The sequence below is a fragment of the Archangium sp. genome, assembly GCF_036277355.1.
Classification (GTDB): domain Bacteria; phylum Myxococcota; class Myxococcia; order Myxococcales; family Myxococcaceae; genus Archangium.
Window position 1 is genome coordinate 42,488 of record NZ_DASUNC010000074.1, and the last position, 18,590, is coordinate 61,077.

Annotated in this window: 15 protein-coding genes, 1 tRNA gene and 1 pseudogene; 11 read left to right on the forward strand and 6 right to left on the reverse strand. The window is 69.6% G+C overall.

Annotated features, from left to right (window positions below; genetic code table 11):
- On the reverse strand, window positions 1-273 hold the full coding sequence (locus VFZ09_RS19455; RefSeq protein WP_329729107.1) for a hypothetical protein: 273 nt from the start codon (window positions 271-273) through the stop codon (window positions 1-3).
- A 49-nt stretch (window positions 274-322) separates the two neighbouring features.
- Window positions 323-1,210 (reverse strand): phosphate ABC transporter substrate-binding protein, encoded by an 888-nt coding sequence (locus VFZ09_RS19460; RefSeq protein ID WP_329729108.1) that lies wholly within the window; start codon window positions 1,208-1,210, stop codon window positions 323-325.
- 89 nt (window positions 1,211-1,299) lie between these two features.
- Between VFZ09_RS19460 and VFZ09_RS19465 the strand changes: the two are divergent.
- The 9 genes and pseudogenes from VFZ09_RS19465 to VFZ09_RS19505 form a co-directional block, all read left to right on the forward strand.
- Window positions 1,300-1,905: pseudogene (locus VFZ09_RS19465) on the forward strand (DUF2780 domain-containing protein); the annotation flags it as partial.
- A gap of 9 nt (window positions 1,906-1,914) precedes the next feature.
- The gene (locus tag VFZ09_RS19470; RefSeq protein ID WP_329729109.1) at window positions 1,915-4,047 is read left to right on the forward strand and encodes an ATP-binding domain-containing protein; all 2,133 of its coding nucleotides are present in this window, start codon (window positions 1,915-1,917) and stop codon (window positions 4,045-4,047) included.
- 16 nt (window positions 4,048-4,063) lie between these two features.
- Window positions 4,064-4,663, forward strand: a complete 600-nt coding sequence (locus VFZ09_RS19475; protein WP_329729171.1) for a TIGR02265 family protein — start codon at window positions 4,064-4,066, stop codon at window positions 4,661-4,663.
- A 325-nt stretch (window positions 4,664-4,988) separates the two neighbouring features.
- On the forward strand, window positions 4,989-7,091 hold the full coding sequence (locus VFZ09_RS19480; RefSeq protein ID WP_329729110.1) for a hypothetical protein: 2,103 nt from the start codon (window positions 4,989-4,991) through the stop codon (window positions 7,089-7,091).
- 29 nt (window positions 7,092-7,120) lie between these two features.
- Window positions 7,121-7,861, forward strand: a complete 741-nt coding sequence (locus VFZ09_RS19485) for a hypothetical protein (RefSeq protein ID WP_329729111.1) — start codon at window positions 7,121-7,123, stop codon at window positions 7,859-7,861.
- 110 nt (window positions 7,862-7,971) lie between these two features.
- On the forward strand, window positions 7,972-10,755 hold the full coding sequence (locus tag VFZ09_RS19490; RefSeq protein ID WP_329729112.1) for a hypothetical protein: 2,784 nt from the start codon (window positions 7,972-7,974) through the stop codon (window positions 10,753-10,755).
- Window positions 10,756-11,001: 246 nt separating this feature from the next.
- Window positions 11,002-11,250, forward strand: a complete 249-nt coding sequence (locus tag VFZ09_RS19495) for a hypothetical protein (protein ID WP_329729113.1) — start codon at window positions 11,002-11,004, stop codon at window positions 11,248-11,250.
- 28 nt (window positions 11,251-11,278) lie between these two features.
- The gene (locus VFZ09_RS19500; RefSeq protein ID WP_329729114.1) at window positions 11,279-11,458 is read left to right on the forward strand and encodes a hypothetical protein; all 180 of its coding nucleotides are present in this window, start codon (window positions 11,279-11,281) and stop codon (window positions 11,456-11,458) included.
- A gap of 297 nt (window positions 11,459-11,755) precedes the next feature.
- Window positions 11,756-12,937: a heparin lyase I family protein gene (locus tag VFZ09_RS19505; RefSeq protein ID WP_329729115.1), complete on the forward strand. Its 1,182-nt coding sequence runs from the start codon at window positions 11,756-11,758 to the stop codon at window positions 12,935-12,937.
- 27 nt (window positions 12,938-12,964) lie between these two features.
- On the opposite strand, the gene VFZ09_RS19510 is transcribed toward VFZ09_RS19505, so the two are convergent.
- Complete coding sequence (locus VFZ09_RS19510; protein ID WP_329729116.1) at window positions 12,965-13,456, reverse strand: CBS domain-containing protein; 492 nt, start codon at window positions 13,454-13,456, stop codon at window positions 12,965-12,967.
- 299 nt (window positions 13,457-13,755) lie between these two features.
- Here VFZ09_RS19510 and VFZ09_RS19515 point away from each other — a divergent pair.
- Window positions 13,756-13,826: transfer RNA gene (locus VFZ09_RS19515), tRNA-Gln, on the forward strand.
- A gap of 22 nt (window positions 13,827-13,848) precedes the next feature.
- Here VFZ09_RS19515 and VFZ09_RS19520 read toward each other — a convergent pair.
- A complete protein-coding gene (locus VFZ09_RS19520) occupies window positions 13,849-14,223 on the reverse strand; it encodes a glutaredoxin domain-containing protein (RefSeq protein WP_329729117.1) in 375 nt (124 codons plus the stop codon).
- Between the two features lie 80 nt (window positions 14,224-14,303).
- On the opposite strand from VFZ09_RS19520, the gene VFZ09_RS19525 reads away from it, so the two are divergent.
- On the forward strand, window positions 14,304-16,079 hold the full coding sequence (locus VFZ09_RS19525) for a serine/threonine-protein kinase (protein WP_329729118.1): 1,776 nt from the start codon (window positions 14,304-14,306) through the stop codon (window positions 16,077-16,079).
- Between the two features lie 9 nt (window positions 16,080-16,088).
- Here the strand turns inward: VFZ09_RS19525 and VFZ09_RS19530 are convergent, their stop codons facing one another.
- Window positions 16,089-16,859: an alpha/beta hydrolase gene (locus tag VFZ09_RS19530; protein ID WP_329729119.1), complete on the reverse strand. Its 771-nt coding sequence runs from the start codon at window positions 16,857-16,859 to the stop codon at window positions 16,089-16,091.
- A gap of 91 nt (window positions 16,860-16,950) precedes the next feature.
- Window positions 16,951-18,492: a transcription termination factor Rho gene (gene rho, locus VFZ09_RS19535; RefSeq protein ID WP_329729120.1), complete on the reverse strand. Its 1,542-nt coding sequence runs from the start codon at window positions 18,490-18,492 to the stop codon at window positions 16,951-16,953.
- Window positions 18,493-18,590: the final 98 nt, after the last annotated feature.

Here is an 18,590-nt window from a genome sequence, read left to right on the forward strand (position 1 = left end):
TCAGAGCCCCGAAGCCATGCGGGAGAGGAGCAGGACGCCGCCATAGACGACGGCGGCGCCGATGAGGGCCAGCAGCACGTTGCCCACGGTCCATTCACGGCGTTCCGAGGGCCCGTCCAGCGCCTTGAGGCGCTTCTCGAGGCAGCTGGCGCACCGGTTGATGCCCTCGAACTGGGTGGTGCACTCGCGGCAGACGACGTGGCGGCACTCCACGCAGATACCGAGCCCGGTGCGTTCCGGATGGTAGTGGCAGCGGCCCGAGCCCTGGATCATGGGAGCAGCCTACGCAATCCCGGGGCGCCCGTACCAGCGGCTCGGAGGGCTACTTCACCGGGAAGTAGCCCACGGTGGTGGCGATCTCCTGGCCCTCGGGGGAAAGCACGTAGTCGAGGAAGGCGCGGGTGGTGCCGGTGGCCTGCCGGGGCAGGTAGAAGTAGAGGCGGCGCGAGAGCGGGTAGGTGCCGTTCTGGATGTTCTGGGGGCTGGGCGCGATGGCCTCGCCCGCCGCGTCCTTCTTCACCTTCAACTCCTTGACGCCCTTGGCATAGGCGGCGCCGCCGTAGCCGATGCCGTTGCGCTCGAGGCCCACCGCGTTCACCACCGCCGCGGTGCCGGGCAGGGTCAGGGCCCGGGGGGTGAAGTCCTCGCCGCCGAGCACCTCGTCCTTCACGAAGACGTAGGTACCCGAGGAGTTCTCCCGTGAATAGACGACGATGGGGGCGTCCTTGCCGCCCACGTCCTTCCAGCGGGTGAGGTCGCCCAGGTAGATGGCCTTGAGCTGCTCGAGGGAGAGCGACTCCACGGGGTTGCTCTCGTGGACATAGAAGGTGATGCCGTCCAGGGCCACGGGGAGCTCCACGGGGCCGGAGGGGTTACGCTGGTGGGCCTGTTGCCGCTCGGTGTCCTTGATGGGGCGGCTGGACATGGCGATGTCGGTGGTGCCGTTGATGAGCGCGGCGATGCCGGTGCCCGAGCCGCCGCCCGTCACCTGGATCTTCGCCTCGGGGTGCGTCTTCATGAAGTGCTCGGCCCAGCGCTGGCCGAGGAGGACCATGGTGTCCGAGCCCTTCACCGTCACGGAGCCCTGGAGTCCCGGCGGGGGAGGGGCCTGGGTGCCCGCGTCCGCTCCGTTGGAACCGGAGGGGCGCCTGCATCCGGACAGCAGTCCGAGGAGCGCGAGGACGAGGAGCGAGCGGGGCTGCGGTCTCATTGAGCGAGGATACACAGGGCCCGCGCGGCAGGTGGGTGACATCTCCGTTGGTTTTCCAGTGAGAATCCGGTGGGGGGTCCGCTAGAACCGCCGCTCCCGAGACGGAGGAGAACAGAATGGACTTCATCGGACAGCTCTCGCAGCAGCTTGGCGTGGACTCCAACCAGGCGCAGGGCCTCGCGGGCTCGCTGCTCGAGCTGGTGCAGGGGACCGTGAAGGAGAAGATGGGGGCGGAGGCGGCGGACCAGATGGGCCAGGCCATTCCCGAGATGCAGGGGTGGCAGCAGCAGGCGGAGGCGCGGACGCAGCAGGGCTCGCAGGGAGAGTCCGGTGGTGGACTGATGGGCGCGCTGGGCGGGCTGGGTGGGCTGCTCGGGGGCCAGGGTCAGTCGTCCGGAGGCGGTGGTGGCGGGCTGATGGGCGCGCTCGGTGGCGCGATGGGTCAGGCGAGCGAGGTGGCGGGAGTCGTGGCGCTGCTGCAGCGCTTCAACCTCGATGCGGGCAAGGCCTCGCTGGTGGCGCCGCTGCTGCTCGACTTCCTCAAGTCCCGGCTCGATCCGAAGCTGGTGGGGGGCATCCTCGCGGTGATGCCGATGCTCGCCAACCTGGGGAGTGGGGGCGGCAACACGCCTGGGGGTGGCGGAGGCCAGGGCGGTGGAGGCCTGGGCGGGCTGCTGGGTGGCCTCATCCGCTGAGCCCGAAGCATGAGCCAGACAGTCGCAGAGCTGCCCGAGCCCGCGCGGGCCATCGTCGCGGAAGAAGAGGCGCTGCTCGCGCGCGTGCTCGCCTCGGTGGAGGCCGCGAGGCAGCGCAGTGGCAGCCGCACGCAGGAGACCCAGGGCTTGGTGGCCCAGCTGCAGGTGTTGCGCGACGAGGCGGCGACCGCACCGGTGGCCGACCTTCCGCACCTGCTCCATCAGATGAACCAGGCGCGGGCGCTGCTCGAGCGCCAGGAGACGGCGCAATTGCCAGACGTCGGCGCTCCCTACTTCGCGCACCTGCGCGTGGAGGGGCCCGCCGGCATCCGGGACTACCTGCTGGGCCGCACGAGCTTCGCGGATGCGTCCGCCGACGTGCGCATCATCGACTGGCGCTTCGCCCCGGTGGCGCGGGTCTTCTATCGCTACGGGGAAGGGGACTCCTACGAGGAGTGGTTCGGCGAGCGGCTGTCCGAGGGCACCGTCGAGGTGCGCCGGCTGGTGGTCATCGAGCGCGGGCGGTTGATTCGCGTCCAGTCGGGCACGCTCGTGCTCGTGCGCACGCCCGAGGGCCCCTGGCGGATGCTGGGGGCCGGGCCGGCTTCCCAGCTCGCGGGGGGAACGGGGACGGCGGTGCGCCCGGGCCAGCTCGGAGTGGGGGAGGGGGCCTCACGGCGCGAGGGAGCGCTCGACGTCACCGCGCTGCTGGACGCCGAGCAGTTCGAGGCCGTGAGCGTGGCCGCGGACCAGCCGCTGCTCGTCCTGGGAAGCGCGGGCAGCGGCAAGACGACAGTGGCCCTGCACCGGCTCGCGAAGATCGCCTTCGACGACCACGCGCGCTACCCCGAGTCCCGGATGAAGGTCATCGTCCCCGAGGAAGGCCTGGCGCGCCTGTCCCGGCGCCTGCTCGCGCCGCTCGGGCTGGGGAAGGTGTCCGTCGAGACGCTCGACTCCTGGGCGGCCACGGCCGCGCGCGTCTCCTTTGGTGCCAAGGCCATCAAGCTGTGGGAGGATCCGCCGCCGCTCGTCTCGAAGCTCAAGCGCCATCCTGCCCTGCGCCTCGCGCTCGCGGCCCGCCTGGGGGTGCTCAAGTCGTCGGCCACCAGCCTGCCGCGCCTGCGCAAGAAGCTCGCCGAGGTCTTCACCGACCGGCGCTTCCTGGAGGGCGTCGTCTCCTATTCGAAGGGGGACCTGCCGCTCACGGCCGTGGACGAGACGGTGCGCCACACGATGCTGCAGATCGCCACGCCGCTCGAGCGCGAGCTCGAGGGGGTGGACCCCGAGCGCCTCCAGACGCTCGACGGCAAGTCCCTGGAGAGCGGCACGCCCGACGAGCTGGCGGGCACGTTGGACCTGGAGGACCTGCCGTTGCTGCTCTTCCTCCGGGCCCAGGGGGGAAACCTGGGCGCGGTGGGGCGGCTGGTGCACGTGGTGCTGGACGAGACCGAGGACTTCTCCCTCTTCGAGCTGTTCGTGGTGGGCAAGCTGCTGGGCGAGGCGCGCAGCTGCACGCTCGCGGGCGACGAGATGCAGCAGACCTCGACGAGCTTCGCGGGGTGGCAGGCGGTGCTCTCGGAGCTGGGCATCCGCGACGCGGCCACCTGCCGGCTCCAGGTGTCCTACCGTTGTCCAAGGCCTGTCACGGAGTTGGCGCGTACAGTGTTGGGCACGCAGGCCACCACCGCGGCCCCCCAGGCCGGCCGCGAGGGCGCCCCCGTGGGGTTCCACCACTTCCCCGACGAGGCCCAGGCCCACCTCTTCATCGGCGAGGCGCTGAGGGACCTGTTGGAGCGCGAGCCCCATGCCTCCGTGGCCGTCATCGCCAGCGGCCCGGAGCAGGCGCGGACCTTCCACCGGGTCGTCGCGGACCAGTCCTGGGCCCGCCTCGTATTGGAGGGGGACTTCTCCTTCGAGCCCGGGGTGGATGTGACGGACGTGGACAACGTCAAGGGGCTCGAGTTCGATTACGTCGTCATCCCCGACGCCACGGCCCGCCTCTACCCCGCCCATGACGAGGCGCGTCGCAGGCTCCACATCGCCATCACCCGGACTTCCCATCAACTCTGGGTTGTCTCGTCTGGGGTCCGCTCGCCCTTGCTCGCTGAAAAAATCGTTTTGAACGAATTTCAACAATTGTGACAAACTGCGGGGAATGATGGAGCGCCGTCCCCAGCTGCTCTCACGGCTGTCCAGATGTCGGCCAGAGCATCTGGTTCCCGGGATGTTCCTCGAGGCGGCACTGACATCGGTGGCGGCTCGCGCATCCCCCGAGGTGCTCGAGCGGGCCCGGCGGCAGATCTCCGAGGGCGAGCGGCTGGTGGAGAACTACCGCTACCCGGTGGCGTGGATGTTGGGGATCCTCGACGTCATCGGTCAGGACGCGGAGGCGCGGGGCGGCTCCTATGGCGAGGCCCTCTACCTCACCGGACGGGACGCGGGGCTCGCCTATGTGCGGAGCACGGTGGGGCGGATGCGGGCCATGGTGGGCTCGGCGTCCGGACTGCACCGCTCCCTGGAGGGCATCCCGAGCGCGGCCTCCGTGGCGGTGACCTTCGGCGAGCACTCCTACCGCCGGCTGAGCCCCAACTCCGGGGAGCTCATCTTCAAGCAGGACCTGATTGGCGTGGGCTGGAACGTGGGCATGGTGGTGGCCAGCACCTCCACCGCGCTGGCGTTGGGCGCGGATGGGTTGAAGTTCGAGGCCACCGCGACCGACGAGGACGCCAGCAGCTTCGTCCTCCGGCTCAGCTGGTAGGGTTTTCCCAGACCTTTCCCAAAAGACAGGGATTGGACCCGCGCGGGACGCGGCGCGTGCACGTGTGTCCGGCACCGGAAGCCGACAGTTTGGGAAGCCCGGGGAGAGCTTCAATTCCAAACGAGGCGCTTGCCGGCTCGCGCGCAAGGAATTGAAATCACTCTGCCACGCGGAGGGCGCGCAGGGCCATTCCGGAGTTGCGTCCGAGTCGCGTTGCTACGGATTTCGCCGCGAAAGTCAATGGCTTCCATTAGGGAACTTGACGAGGCGCGGCCGTGTATGTTTCCTCTCACGGTGCAAGGGATTGGGAGCCAAGGGGAAATCCATGCATTCGCTCACGGAACAACTGATGGGTCATTCGCGCGCGGGCTCGGTCACGGGTCCGTACTCGGGTTACTCGCTCCATGGTCCGGGGGGCATCCAGGTGGTGCTGCCCGAGCAGGGCGTGGTGCTGGGCCGGGCCACGCAGCTGAGCCCCACGGCGGTGTGGGCGGAGCCGGCGAACGCGGTGGAGACGCTGGCCCATGAGCGGACGGTGCGCGTGTGTCTGGACGTGGGCGGCACGGCCATCGGTCCGCTGACGGGCGAGCCCCGGTGGAGCGGAGCGGGGGCGCGGGGCTCCGCGGTGGGCATCCAGCTGGTGGGCATCTCCGCGGAGCAGGGCCGGCAGATCCTGAGCGTGCTGGAGGAGGCGGTGCTCAATGGCAACGCCCAGCCCGAGGCCTCGCCGCTGCCCGTGCAGGAGGAGATCGCCGGGCTCGAGCGCATCGAGTCCGTGCTCACGGCCATCTCCGCGATGAACAACAAGGGCGTGCTGCGCCGGCCGGGCCGGACGGTGCGGGTGATGCTGGAGCGGCTGGACGCGGAGCGCGGCCTGTTGCACTGGCGGTGCACCGAGCCGGGGGCGGGCTGGGGCGAGGCGCCCTATGAGCTCGAGGTGGTGGGCTACAACTCGGCCTACCGGATGCGCCTGGAGGGCACCACCGCGCAGGGGGACACGCTGGTGTCGCGGCTGCCCGAGCGGCTGTGGCGGGTGCGTCACCGCGCCCATCGCCGCGTGCGCGCTCCCGAGGGGCTGAAGGCCCGTTTCGATCATCCGCTGTGGAAGGAGCTGGGCCGGCGCGAGCGCGAGGTGGTGGATCTCTCCTTCACGGGACTGGGGCTGCACGTGGGCCCCGAGGACCTGGTCTTCCCCGGGCTCTTCCTGCGGCTGGAGCTGCGGATGGCCGATGGGGAGTGCCTCTCCCTCCATGGCGAGGTGCGGCACGTGTCGGCCGCCCGGAGCGATGGGCGGCGGATGGCGGGTCTGGAGGTCCGTCCGCGGACGGAGCAGGACATGGTGCTGTGGTCGCACTTCGTCTCGCAGTCGCTGTGCCCCTCCACGCGCACCAGCGAGGAGTACCTCGAGCCGCTGTGGGAGCTGTTCGAGGACTCGGGCTACTTCAACCTGGCGGGCAAGTCCGCCGGGCACTTCGACGAGCTGCGCCGGAGCTTCGTGGACCTGGGCAAGCGCTCGGCGCAGCTTCCGCACCTCTTCTGCCAGACGGTGTGGCCGTCGGAGCGGGGCGTGGAGGCGTCGCTGTCCTCGCTCAAGGCCTACCGTCACTCCTGGATGGTGCACCAGCTGGGGCGGCGGCCCGGCAAGCCGTCCAACGCGCCCGAGGTGCCGGGGCAGATCCTCCGGGACATCTACCTGCGCACGCTGGAGCACTCCCAGGGGGATCCGGAGTTCCGCTGGGCCATCAGCTACGCCGAGTCCACGGTGCCCTGGGTCTACCGGACGCACGTGCGGTTCGCCCAGCGCACGCAGGGCGGCGGGCAGAGCCTGGTGATGCCGCTGCGGATGATGGACGTGGAGTGCGCCGAGATGAGCGGCCAGCCCGTGGGGGACCTGGACATCGGGCCCGCGTCCATCGGGGAGAAGTACCTGCTGGCGGGGGAGATCGCCCGCACGCGTCCGGCCTGCTACGTGGAGGCGCTGGACTTCACCCGGGATCGCCTGGAGCTGTGGGGCACCTCGCGTGCCTGGCAGGGCGTGGGGTTGGAGCGCGAGCGGCGCATCTTCGTGGCGCGCCGTCAGGGGGTGCCCCTGGCCGCGCTGGTGGTGGAGCTGGGTCACCCCGGGACGAACCTCTTCCGGCTGCTCGACTCCGCGCGCCTCTTCCCGCTGGTCCCCGAGGGGAAGCGGAGCGCCTACGTGGCGCTGCTGGACGAGGCGCGCCGCTGGTTCGCGCTCCACGGGCGCAGCTCCTTCGTCTTCCTGTGCGAGGACGATGGGGCCTACGCGCAGGCGGCCCGCCTGCATGACGATCCCTCGACGCAGCCCGTCCTGTGGATCATCCCCGCCTCGCGGGTCCCCGAGTTCCTCGAGCACGTCAGCGAGCAGTCCGTTGGCCGTGCCCGCTCCACCCCTCATCTCGAGTCCTAGTTCCGTCCCGGTTCCGAAGGAGTCTCCTCATGGATTTGCTGAAGATGCAGTACGAGCCCCACGCCGTCCCCGCCCGCACCCTTCTGGACACGGACCCGGCCCTGTGCCGCCTGTTGGATCCGTCCATCCCGCCGGCCGTGCTGGAGCGCTTCCTCATCGAGTGGATGGCGCGCGCGGTGTACATGACCGAGCCGGTGGACGGGTGGATCCGCCGCACGGGCCAGCGCTGCATCGAGCTGGGCATGGAGAAGCTCGGCAATCAGCTCATCACCCACGCCAAGAGCGAGACGGGCCATCACCTGATGACGCTCGAGGACGCCCGCGTGCTGGTGGAGCACTGGAACGCGCGGTACTCGCCCCGGCTGTCCATGGAGGAGCTGGTCGCGCAGGCGCCCACCGGCTCCATGCGCGAGTACCGCCAGCTCCATGACGAGACCATCGAGGGGCCGTACCCGGTGGGGCAGATCGCCATCGAGCGCGAGGTGGGCTTCCTGGCGGTGTACTTCGGTCCGCGCCTGGTGAAGCAGGTGGAGACGGTGCTGGGCAAGGAGATCGCCGACAAGCTCACCTTCCTCAACGAGCACGTGGCCGTGGACGTGGGCCATACCCTGCTCAACGAGAAGATGCTGGAGGAGGCCATCACCCGCTCGCCCGAGCAGGGCCGCATCTACGCGGAGACCGGCGCCAAGGCGATGACGGCGTACATCCACTTCCTGGGGGAGTGCCTGCGCATCGCCGAGGCCCAGGTGGCCTCGCGCGCCACGGCGTAAGGGAATTCCACTCCCTCGACGGGACGGGCTTCCTGGCGCGCCGATGACCCCGGTTGGCGCCTATCCTCAAGCCCTGTAGAGCGGTTCCAGACTCGAGGGAGAGAAACACCATGACATCTTGGAATGGGAGCAGGAGCGTGGCCGCGTGGGTGGCCGCGCTGCTGTGGGTCACCATCTCCGTGGGTTGTACGACGCAGGCGCCGGAGGCGGGGAGCGCGGAGGTTCGCGTCACGCTGCCCCAGGCGCTCTCGGCGGCGGACGTGAAGCGCGTGCGCGTCGAGGTGCGGGGCCCGGGCATTTCGTCACCCCTCCCGGCCGAGCTCGTCCAGGTGGGGAGCACGTGGCAGGGCACCGTGGCCAACATCCCCGCGGGACCCGAGCGCGTCATCGACGCCTCCGCGTCCGATGCGTCGGGGGTGGTGCTCTTCCAGGGAAGCTCGTCCGCCCTCTCCGTCAGCCCGGGGGCCACGGTGAGTGCGTACCTGCTGCTGCAGCAGGTGGGGACGCCGCCGCCCTTCTACAACGAGGCGCCGCGGATCTCCTCCCTCGTGCTGTCCTCCAACACGGTGAATCCGGGCGGCTCCATCTCCCTGTCGGCCACGGCGTTCGACCCCAACGGGGATGTGCTGAGCTTCTCCTGGACGGGGGCCGCTGGCGCCTTCAGCGCTCCCACGTCCGAGTCGACCACCTGGACGGCGCCCACCACCGAGGGCACGCAGCGTCTGCGCCTGGCGGTGACGGATGCCCGGGGGACGAGCACCTCGGTCAGCTTCGACGTGTACGTGATGAGCGACGGGGCCTCGGGGACCGTCGACGTGACGGTGGGCTTCAACACCTGGCCCGAGGTGCGTGCCATGCAGGGCACGCCGGCCGTCCTGAACTCAGGCACGCCGACGCTGTTGTCCGCCACGGTCGTGGACGCGGACGGGGACGCCCTGTCGTACTCCTGGTTCACCGACTGCCTGGGGACGTTCGACAACGCGGCGGCCGCCTCGCCCTCGTTTTCCCTGCGGGTGATGCCCGTCACGGGGCGTTGCACCTTCCAGGTGACGGTCTCGGATCCGAACGGCGGCGTGCACTCGGGCACCCTCGCCCTCCAGGCGGGGACCACCCCCCGTGCCAACGTGCTGCCCCGGATCGACAGCACCTGGCAGAGCCTCTCTTCCGCCGCGGGTGGCGAGCTCGTGAGCCTGGGCATCAATGCCCATGACCCCGATGGCTCGTCCGTGAGCTTCTCCTGGTCCGCGTCCGCCGGGGAGATCCGGACCACGGCCTGGACCAGCACCTCCAGCCAGGTGAACTGGGTGGCGCCGGCGTGCTTCGACACACCGGCGTCCATCAGCGTCACGTTCTCGGACGTGGATGGGGCCTCGCGGTCCTACGTGTTCACCGTGGTCCCGGTGCCGGGCGCGTCGTGCGCGGCGGCGGTGACCGGCATCCGCAACATCTACAACGTTCCGGGTGACGGTCCGCTCATCTCGACCCCGGCCGACCTGCGCACCACCACCATCGGCGCCTATGTGCCCACCGTGGATGGCTCGGGCTTCGTGTACGTGCCCGGCGTTGGACGGACCGACGGCACCTTCACCATTCCCGGCGTGGAGCGGACGCCCTACTACCTCCGGTTCGGCTCCACCTCTATCTGGACGTCCAGCCGGTTCGTGGACCTGAGCGCCGGCAGCCTCGGCCGCCCCGACGTGGAGCAGGAGCCCGCGGGCACCTGGCTCTCCTTCCAGCTCGACGGGCTCACGCCCTGGCAGTCCACGGATGATCTGCAGTTGCACGCGACGGGCCCGGGCATCGGCTACGTCTCGACCTCCTGTGCCACCGGCTTCCCCATTCCGGCGGACGGCATGACGACCCTCACGGGCTCCATGGACTACGGCAACGGCATGCGGGGCTGCGCGACGGTGCCCGCCCGGTTCGAGCCCTTCCGGGGAGACTTCTTCCAGGTCACCCAGCACGTGAGCCGCGTGGACTCCTCCACGCTGCCCACGGGCCTCCTCCTCACCGAGCTGCGCAAGGGCTTCCAGGCCCATGACCTGTCGGGCTCGACGGATGGCGGGACGGGCGATGGCGGAACGATGGATGCCGGGACGGCCAGCCCGGGGACGTTGATGGTGAAGGGCACGCTGCTGCCCCTGCCCACCACGACGCAGACCTTCGACTTCCGCGCGTCGGAGTTCGAGACCCTGGCACTCGCCGCCCATCCCGGGGCCACGCTGGTGCAGGAGGGCGTGAACCTGGGGACCCTGCCGTCCTACCGCGAGCTCGGGCAGTACGATGGCTACCCGGATCTCGCCAACGCCACCAACGAGAATCCCGGGCAGGGCAACTTCCCCGTGGCATTCGAGTACGGCAATCCCTACCCGGGCTACTGGCCGAAGATCGTCATGGCCCAGGCGAGCGTCTCCGCGCCCTTCTCGGCCACCCTGGCGGATGGTGGAACGTCGCGGACGGTCTGGTACTCGACGGCGGTCTTCGCCCAGTCGCCGGTGTGGACGGGCTCGACGCAGCCCCTCATTCCCATGGTGGGCCCGCCTCGCGACCTGCGCGTCAACGGTGCTCCGGCCTCGGGTGGCGGCCCCACCGTCCCGTCCGTGGGCACGAGCCCGACGCTGACCTGGACCGCGCCCACCCTCGGTTTCGCGACGCGCTACCAGGCGCGGCTGTATGAGATCTACGCGACGTCCACGGGAGGCACGGCCCGGACGCTCCTGGGCTACTACACCACGTCGGACACCCAGCTCCGTCTGCCGAACCTGGTGGTGGGCAAGACGTACTTCGTCATCCTGTACGCCTACTCCATCCCGGGAACCAGTCTGGACAAGCCGTTCCAGTACGGGCCGGAGTACCACTACGCGTCGGTGTTCTCGGCGAAGTTCTCGCCCTGAGCCATTCTGAGCCGTTGTGTCCCGCCGGGGTGCTCCGTGCACTCCGGCGGGCTCCCGGGAGGGGCCGTGCTCAGGCCGCCTGATGATGTCGGTGAAGCCGACCCCGGTGGCGCGCCGGCCGATGTGGTGGGTCATCCAGTCCGAGGCCTGGGAGCGCGCCGCGGTCTGTGTGGTGGCGTCGCGTCTCCGGGAGCTGCTCGATCCGGGATAGGCTGCACGTCTCGACGGGAGTCCCACATGTGTTCCATGTCCATCCGTATCCGCCGGGCCTTGCTCCTGGCCCTTGCCCTCTGTGTGCCTGGCCTCGGCGGCTGCCGGGTCGAGTGCGACTTCGAGCCCCATTGCGAGGGCAACGTCGTCATGGATTGCCATGTGGGAATCGATCAACTCGTGGGCGCGGGTGAACCCGTGGTGTATCCCTGCCTGGAGCCCGCTCCCCTGTGCGTGGAGAGCCGCACGGGCAAGCGGGATTCGGCGGGCGGCGGCCCCCAATAACGCCTGCGTGCAGTTGGACGAGGACTCCGTGCAGTGCGTGTTCGCCCCGGCCCGCTCGTGCGATGCCTCCTTCGTGGACCGCTGCGAGGGCTCCCTGCGCGTCTACTGTGACGAGAACCTCGGTTGGGTGCAGGCCGTGGACTGCGCGAAGCTGGGCCGCTCGGGCTGTCACGTGGACGCCGCGCTTGGCAAAGCTGTCTGTGATTAGCAACGGATTTCCTATTCCCCACTGTCTTTCGCCCGGCGTCTGTCCGCCTGCTCACCGCGCGGGCATCGACGCGGCGTGTTGATTGGAAGACAAGGTTGGGGGATGCTTCGTGTGCCTTTGACAAGGAGTCAAAGCCTCACACCCGCGTGCAATTCCTCTCGTTGATCAGGGCTGGCCCCTGATCTGGCGCAACGGGAGAGCCGCGTCTCGAAAACACCTCTGGTCCGTCGTCCACCGGCCACCACGTGTGGCCCGGTTCCACCCCTGTCTGTCTCGAGCTCACTGGAGAGCCCCTACATGAAGAAGACCCTCCTGATGGTTGAAGCCCTGATCGCCCTCGCGGGTGTTGGCTGCGGAAACGCCGATGACCTGAACCTCGGCGAACCCTCCGAGACACTGGGAGTCACTTCGGACGCGCTGACCACGCCCAACTGCGTGCCCCTCTCCACGGCCTCGGTGATTGCCTCCGGCAATGACGGCAACGTGCCGGGCAATACGAAGGACGACCGGCTCGACACGCGCTGGAGCAACCTCGGCAAGGGCTCGTGGATCGACTACGACCTGGGCTCCGACAAGGCCGTCTCGGGCGTGTCCGTCGCGTGGCACCAGGGCAACATGCGCGCCAGCAACTTCCGCGTGTCCGTGTCCTCGGATGGGATGAACTACACGTCCGTCTACACCGGCAAGAGCAGCGGCACGACGACGGCGGCGGAGACCTACTCCTTCGCTCAGCGCACCACGCGCCGCGTGCGCATCTACGTCGACGGCAACACGCTGAACGACTGGGCCAGCATCGCCGAGGCCCGCGTATGTGGAACGTCCACGTCCGGCACCGGCTCCGGCGTGGTGTGGCGCGGTGACTTCGAGACGGGTGATCGCTCCCAGTGGAGCAGCACGCAGATGGTCAGCTCGGACCGGCTGCAGGTGTTGCCCTCGCCGGTGCGGCAGGGCAGCTACGCCATCAAGGTCACCGTCCGCCAGGGTGACAACCCCATCAGCGCCAGCGGCAACCGCAACGAGCTGGTGAAGATGACGAACGAGAAGGAGGGCGACGAGTACTTCTACCGCTGGAGCACGATGTTCGCCTCGGACTACCCCAGCGCGAACACCTGGCAGCTCTTCACCCAGTGGCACCACAGCGGTAACAACGGCTCGCCGCCGGTGGAGTTCTACGTCAACGGGGAGACCATCTCCCTGCGCGTCAACGGCAGCACCGTGGTGTGGAGCACGCCGCTGGTGCGCGGGCAGTGGCAGGACTTCATCTTCCACGTGAAGTGGTCGTCCAACCCGAGCGTGGGCTTCGTCGAGCTGTACCGCAATGGCCAGCTCGTCCTGCCCAAGCGCTCCGCGGCCACCCTGTACTCGGGGCAGACCAACTACCTGAAGGTGGGCCTCTACCGGAACAGCACCATCGTCCCGGTGGGCGTGGTGTACCACGACGGGTGGATCCAGGGCCGGAGCCTGCAGGACGTGCAGTAGGCGCCGGCCCCGGGTGGGGCTCGCCCTCTACGGCAGCCCCGCCACCCAGCGCACGATGTCCGAGGTGGTCACCAACCCCGCCAGCACGCCCCGGGTGCTCACCACCGGCACCCGGTGCACGCCCGCGTTGACCATGATCTGCGCGGCCTCGGTGAGCGACGCCTTCTCCGGCACGATGAGCACGTGCCGCGTCATCACGTCCTCCACGGTGGTGACATCCACCAGGTGCTGACCGGAGGGCAGCGTCACGTGGGACTCGTCCTCCCCGAGCCGCTGGCGCACCAGGTCCGTCTTGGACACCATGCCCAGCAGCCGTCCCTGCTCGTCCACCACGGGCATCCCGCTGATGGCGTGCTCCAGCATCAGCTCGGCCGCCGTCTGCAGGCTGGTGTCCGGGTTGACGGCGATCACCTCCCGGCTCATGACATCGCCCACCGTGCACAGGGCCGGCGCCGGGAGCGGCTCCTCCAGCTCGCTCGGAGAGGGCATCGGGCGGTTGTTCATGGGGAAGGCTCGCATGGTCGTGCTCCTGTCGGGGGCCCGAGCCGCGGCGGCCACTGCGTCCACGCGGCGGGAGGCCTTGTGTGAGCCTCCTCCAGTGCAAGGGGGACGCCATGCCTTCTTCACAGGGAAGACCGGCGCGTGTGTGCGCAGCCCCTGCGTTCGCGCCCGGAGGCGCACGCAACCCCTGCGCGGCCTCTCTCTCCGGGCGTGAACCGCCGCCGGGCCTACATGCCCTCGAGGGCAGGGTCGTGGGGCAGGGGAGCGGGAGCGTCAGCTTCCACCCATCCCAGCGTCCCTCGAGGGCGAGCACTCCCTCCGGGATCGTCTCATGGCAGGACGGCGGGCTTTGACCCCGTAGATGCAGGTTCGACCCCTGCTCCCGGAAACGCTGGCAGCGGGTACCGCGCTCAGCTGCCGAGCATCTTCTTCAGCGAGCCATCCTCCAGGGCCTTGCGCGTGTCGTCGAAGCCACCGATGAGCGTGCCGCGCACGTAGACCTGGGGGAAGGTGGGCCAGCCACTCCACATCTTGATGGCGAGCCGCTGCTTCCACATGCCGAAGTAGTTCCCGTACTCCAGGTACGTGAACGGGATCTGCGCCTGCTCGAGCGCCTGGCGCACGCGCTTGACGAAGGGGTTCTGCGCCATGCCCACCACCACCACGGGATCTTTCTCCACGGCGGCGCGGACCTGGTCCACGACGTCGCGGTGGAAGCCGTTCATGGCCTCGGCCACGGCGGGGGTGCGCTTGTCTTCAGGAAGGACGGAACGGGGATGGGTCATAGGGGCCAGCACCTTAACATGCTGCGTCAGAGCGGGTTGTCAGGCTTCGACGAGCGCCGCGTCTTTCCTGGGAGAGGGTGGTGGCCAGGCCGGAGACGGCGAAGCCGGGCGCGACGAACCCCAAGCATGCGATGGATGCCGGTTCCTCCTGCGCGCTCGCCGGGCCTGGCCTGGTCACCGCTCCCCTTCCAGAGCCTATCGGGGAGCACGGGGTATCCACACCTACCGTCCGGGTGGTGTACAACCGGGGGGCGATGGAGCTCGCCCCGGCCAGGACCCACCTGTCGTCGCCCCTCTCGATCAACGCGACCTCGCTCGCGTCCGATGAGGCACGCGCCTTTCTTCAGGAGCGGCTGGAGCTCCTCTACCGGGCCCTGTTCTTCCTCACCGCCGCCTTCTATGGGGTCACCACCGGGGCGGCCATCCTCTTCGTCGGCGTGCCCTGGGCCCACGCCCTGGTGGACCCCAGCTACGCCTTCCACCTGGTCGGCTCCCTCCTCTCGCTCATCCTCTGGATGATCTGCCGCAGGGGGCCCCTCTCCCTGCGCACCCTGTCCTGGGTGGACAGCGCCGGTCTGCTGGGCGTGCTCTTCCTGCTCAAGCTGGACGCCTACTTCGACGCGGATCCCCTGTCACTGCTGCTCGGCACCAACGGCGCCCTCATCTCCCACGCCGTCATCGTCCCGAGCACCGTGCGCCGGGCGTTCTTGATTTCGTTGATCGGCGCCCTGCCGGATGGGGCCGTCGTGGCGGTGATGTCCCAGGTGCGCCAGCACTCCGGCTCGGACGTGCCCACGCTGGATGCCGTGCTCTGGAGCGGCGTGGCCGTCTTCATGGCCACCCTCGTCTCCCAGGTCATCTACGGCTTGCGCAAGCAGGTGCAGGCGGCGCGCAAGCTGGGCCAGTACACGCTCATCATGCGCCTGGGTGCCGGGGCCATGGGCGAGGTCTACCTGGCCAGCCACGCCCTGCTGCGCCGCCACACCGCCATCAAGCTGCTGCGCAACGACGCGGACGGCCACGGCCTGGAGCGCTTCGAGCGCGAGGTGCAGCTCACCAGCCAGCTCACCCATCCCAACACCATCGCTATCTACGACTACGGCCGCACCGCGGACGGGCTCTTCTACTACGTGATGGAGTACCTGGAGGGCGTGGACCTGGACGGGTTGCTCATGGTGGACGGGCCGCAGCCTCCCGCGCGGGTCATCCACATGCTGCGCCAGGTGTGCGGTGCGCTCGAGGAGGCGCACGGGCTGGGGCTGCTCCACCGCGACATCAAGCCCGCCAACCTGTTCCTGTGCCGGCGGCGCGGCATGCCGGACCTGGTGAAGGTGCTCGACTTCGGGTTGGTGAAGGAGGTGGGCAGCGATGACCTGTCCGCCTCGCGGGTGCACATGGTCGTCGGCACGCCGCTCTACCTGGCTCCCGAGGCCATCGTCACCCCGGGGCGGGTGGATGCGCGCGCGGACCTGTACTCGCTGGGCGCGGTGGGCTACGCGCTGCTCACCGGCAGCCACGTCTTCGAGGGCCGCACCTCGGTGGAGATCTGCTCGCACCACCTGCACACGGCGCCCACGCCGCCGGGCGCGCGGCTCGGCCGGGAGCTGCCGAAGGACCTGTGCGACATCCTCATGCGCTGTCTGTCCAAGCACCCGGATGACCGGTACGCCAGTGCCCGGGAGCTGCGCCTGGCGCTGGATGCGTGCGCGGACGCGGGACGGTGGACGGAGGAGGACGCCGAGCGCTGGTGGATGATGAACGGCTCCAACATGGAGACGGCCCGGCCCCGGAGAGACCCCTCGGGCCTCACCGGGACGCAGACGTTGGTGACGCAGTTGGTGGACCGCGTGGCGTAGTGCCGCCGCTCACTGCTCGGCGGTGAATTCGCGCCACAGCTCGAGGAAGTCTCGCGGCGTCTCCAGGTTGGGCGAGTGCCCCACGTTCTTCATGACGTGGTGACGGGCTCCCAGGAGGCTGGCGCAGCGCTTGCCCATGTCCACGGTGGAGAGGGGATCCGTCTCGCCGCTCACCACGAGGGAGGGGAGGGCGTGCAGGGCCTCGAGGCGCTTGCCGGGGGCCCAGTCCACCAGGGCCTGGATCGTGGCGAGCGAGGCGTCCCGGTGCTGCTGGTGGCCCTCGTCGAGGAGCTGCTGCCACAGGGAGTCGTCCGGGGCGCCCGGGGCCATGCCTCGCATGGCGGCCGCGAAGTAGTCGCGGTTGTCGTGGAGGGAGAGCTGGTGCGCGGGCAGGTTGTACGCCGCGGGCATTCCATCCACCCAGGCGGGGGCCAGCACGGTGAGGGTGTGCACGCGCTCCGGATGCTCGAGCGCGAGCTGCATCGCCACCGCGCTGCCGAGGGAATGGCCGATCAGGTGCACCCGCATCAGTCCGAGGGCATCGAGCAGCCCGTGCAGGTCCGCCGCGTGCGTGGGGATGCTCTGCGGGAGCGCGGGCCCACGGGTGAGACCGCGTCCGCGCAGGTCAGGGGCGATGGCGCGCAGCCCGGGCGGGAGCAGCTCCATGAAGGGCTGCCACCACAGGCTCGTGGTCCAGTTGCCGGAAATCAGCACCAGGGGAGCGCCCTGACCGCGCTCCCGGTAGTGCACCTCGAGGTCTCCAACACGCTGCATGGGCATGGTGGAGGCGAGCCTAATGGAGCGTCCACGAAGTTCGAAGATGTCCTCGTGTTGCGCATGCTCCCTCTCCCTTTGGGAGAGGGAGTAGGGCTCACAGCTCCTCGAGGAACTCGTCGTTGTACGTGTAGCGGCTGAGCCGCTTGACGAGCGCCTCCATGGCCTCCACGGGCTTCACCGCGAAGAGCATCTGGCGCATCTTCTTCACCTTCTCGTACTCCTTGTGGGTGAAGAGCTTCTCCTCCTTGCGCGTGCCGGACTGGCCGATGTTGATGGCCGGGAAGATGCGCTTCTCCGCCAGGAACCGGTCCAGCGTCACCTCGGAGTTACCGGTGCCCTTGAACTCCTCGAAGATGACCTCGTCCATGCGGCTGCCCGTGTCGATGAGCGCCGTGCCCACGATGGTCAGGCTGCCGGCCTCCTCGGTGGCGCGCGCCGCGCCGAAGATGCGCTTGGGCCGCTCCAGCGCGCGGCTGTCCACGCCGCCCGACAGCGTCCGGCCCGAGTTGTCCACTTCCTTGTTGTAGGCGCGCGCCAGCCGCGTGATGGAGTCCAGGAGGATCATCACGTCCTTGCCGCTCTCCACCAGCCGCCGCGCCCGCTCCAGCGCCAGCTCGGCCACCTTGAGGTGATCTCCCGTCGGCCGGTCCGAGCTCGAGGCCAGCACCTCGGCCTTGATGCTGCGGCGCATGTCCGTCACCTCTTCCGGGCGCTCGTCGATGAGCAGCACCATGAGGTGGATCTCCGGGTGGTTGGACACCACCGCCTGGGCAATCCGCTGCAGCATGATCGTCTTGCCCGTCTTCGGCGGCGCGACGATGAGGGCGCGCTGGCCCTTGCCGATGGGGGCGATGAGATCCAACACCCGCGTCACCATCTCGCGGTGGCCGTTCTCCATCTTGATGCGCTCCACTGGATCCACGGAGGTGAGGTCCGCGAAGTGGGGCAGCCGGCCCACCTGCTCCAGCGGGCGGCCGTCCACCTGCTCCACGCGCTGGATGAGACCCTTGTTGCCCTTGGTCTGCGCGAGCGCGTTGAGGTACTGGCCCGGACGCAGCCGGAGCTTCTGCACCAGGTTCTTCGGAATCTCCGCGTCGTCCGGCGAGGGTAGCAGGTTGCGCTTGAGCTGCCGCAGGTAGGCGTTGGGGCCCTTCACCTCGGTGTCGAGCACGCCCTCCACCGGCGCCAGCGAGGGCTGGGGCGCCGGCTGATGCTGCCTCGGCTGCCCACCCCCCGGGTGGTGCGCGTGCGCGTGCTGTGGCGGGCCTTGCGGCGGCGGCGGCTGCTGGGCCTGCTGCTGCTGCGCCATCCGCTGCTGGTACTGCTGCAGCTCCTGGGGCGTGAGGAACACCTGCTGCTGCTGGCCGTCCGGGCCGGCCACCATGCGGTAGGCCTGCCCTTCCGGGGTGAACTGCACCTGGGCACCCCGGCGGCGGCGGCGGCGGCGGCGGCGGCGGCCTCCACCCTGGCCGGGCGGGCCACCCGCGGGCTGTCCCGCTCCGGGGGCCGAGCCTTCGCCCTCGTCGGGGCCGTCATCGCCCTCGTCATCGCCTTCGTCCATGTCCGGGGGTGACTCGGCACGGGCGGCCATGGGGGTCGGGAGGTCTCGGGGATCGCGGTTGTCGGTTTCGCTCATGGTCTACGGAGTTCGGCGCGTCCCCTGGGAAGAAGTCCCCGGCCGGAGGCGCACGAGGTACGGCGGTCTGTGGGACAGAAGCCCGACGCGGGGTCTTG

Coding starts and splice junctions, on each gene's coding strand:
- VFZ09_RS19520 (WP_329729117.1), bottom strand. CDS start 14,223: ATGACCCATCCCCGTTCCGTCCTTCCTGAAGACAAGCGCACCCCCGCC.
- VFZ09_RS19485 (WP_329729111.1), top strand. CDS start 7,121: ATGGATTTGCTGAAGATGCAGTACGAGCCCCACGCCGTCCCCGCCCGC.
- VFZ09_RS19470 (WP_329729109.1), top strand. CDS start 1,915: ATGAGCCAGACAGTCGCAGAGCTGCCCGAGCCCGCGCGGGCCATCGTC.
- VFZ09_RS19505 (WP_329729115.1), top strand. CDS start 11,756: ATGAAGAAGACCCTCCTGATGGTTGAAGCCCTGATCGCCCTCGCGGGT.
- VFZ09_RS19480 (WP_329729110.1), top strand. CDS start 4,989: ATGCATTCGCTCACGGAACAACTGATGGGTCATTCGCGCGCGGGCTCG.
- VFZ09_RS19490 (WP_329729112.1), top strand. CDS start 7,972: ATGACATCTTGGAATGGGAGCAGGAGCGTGGCCGCGTGGGTGGCCGCG.
- VFZ09_RS19460 (WP_329729108.1), bottom strand. CDS start 1,210: ATGAGACCGCAGCCCCGCTCGCTCCTCGTCCTCGCGCTCCTCGGACTG.
- VFZ09_RS19475 (WP_329729171.1), top strand. CDS start 4,064: ATGGAGCGCCGTCCCCAGCTGCTCTCACGGCTGTCCAGATGTCGGCCA.
- VFZ09_RS19510 (WP_329729116.1), bottom strand. CDS start 13,456: ATGCGAGCCTTCCCCATGAACAACCGCCCGATGCCCTCTCCGAGCGAG.
- VFZ09_RS19495 (WP_329729113.1), top strand. CDS start 11,002: ATGTCCATCCGTATCCGCCGGGCCTTGCTCCTGGCCCTTGCCCTCTGT.
- VFZ09_RS19530 (WP_329729119.1), bottom strand. CDS start 16,859: ATGCCCATGCAGCGTGTTGGAGACCTCGAGGTGCACTACCGGGAGCGC.
- rho (WP_329729120.1), bottom strand. CDS start 18,492: ATGAGCGAAACCGACAACCGCGATCCCCGAGACCTCCCGACCCCCATG.
- VFZ09_RS19455 (WP_329729107.1), bottom strand. CDS start 273: ATGATCCAGGGCTCGGGCCGCTGCCACTACCATCCGGAACGCACCGGG.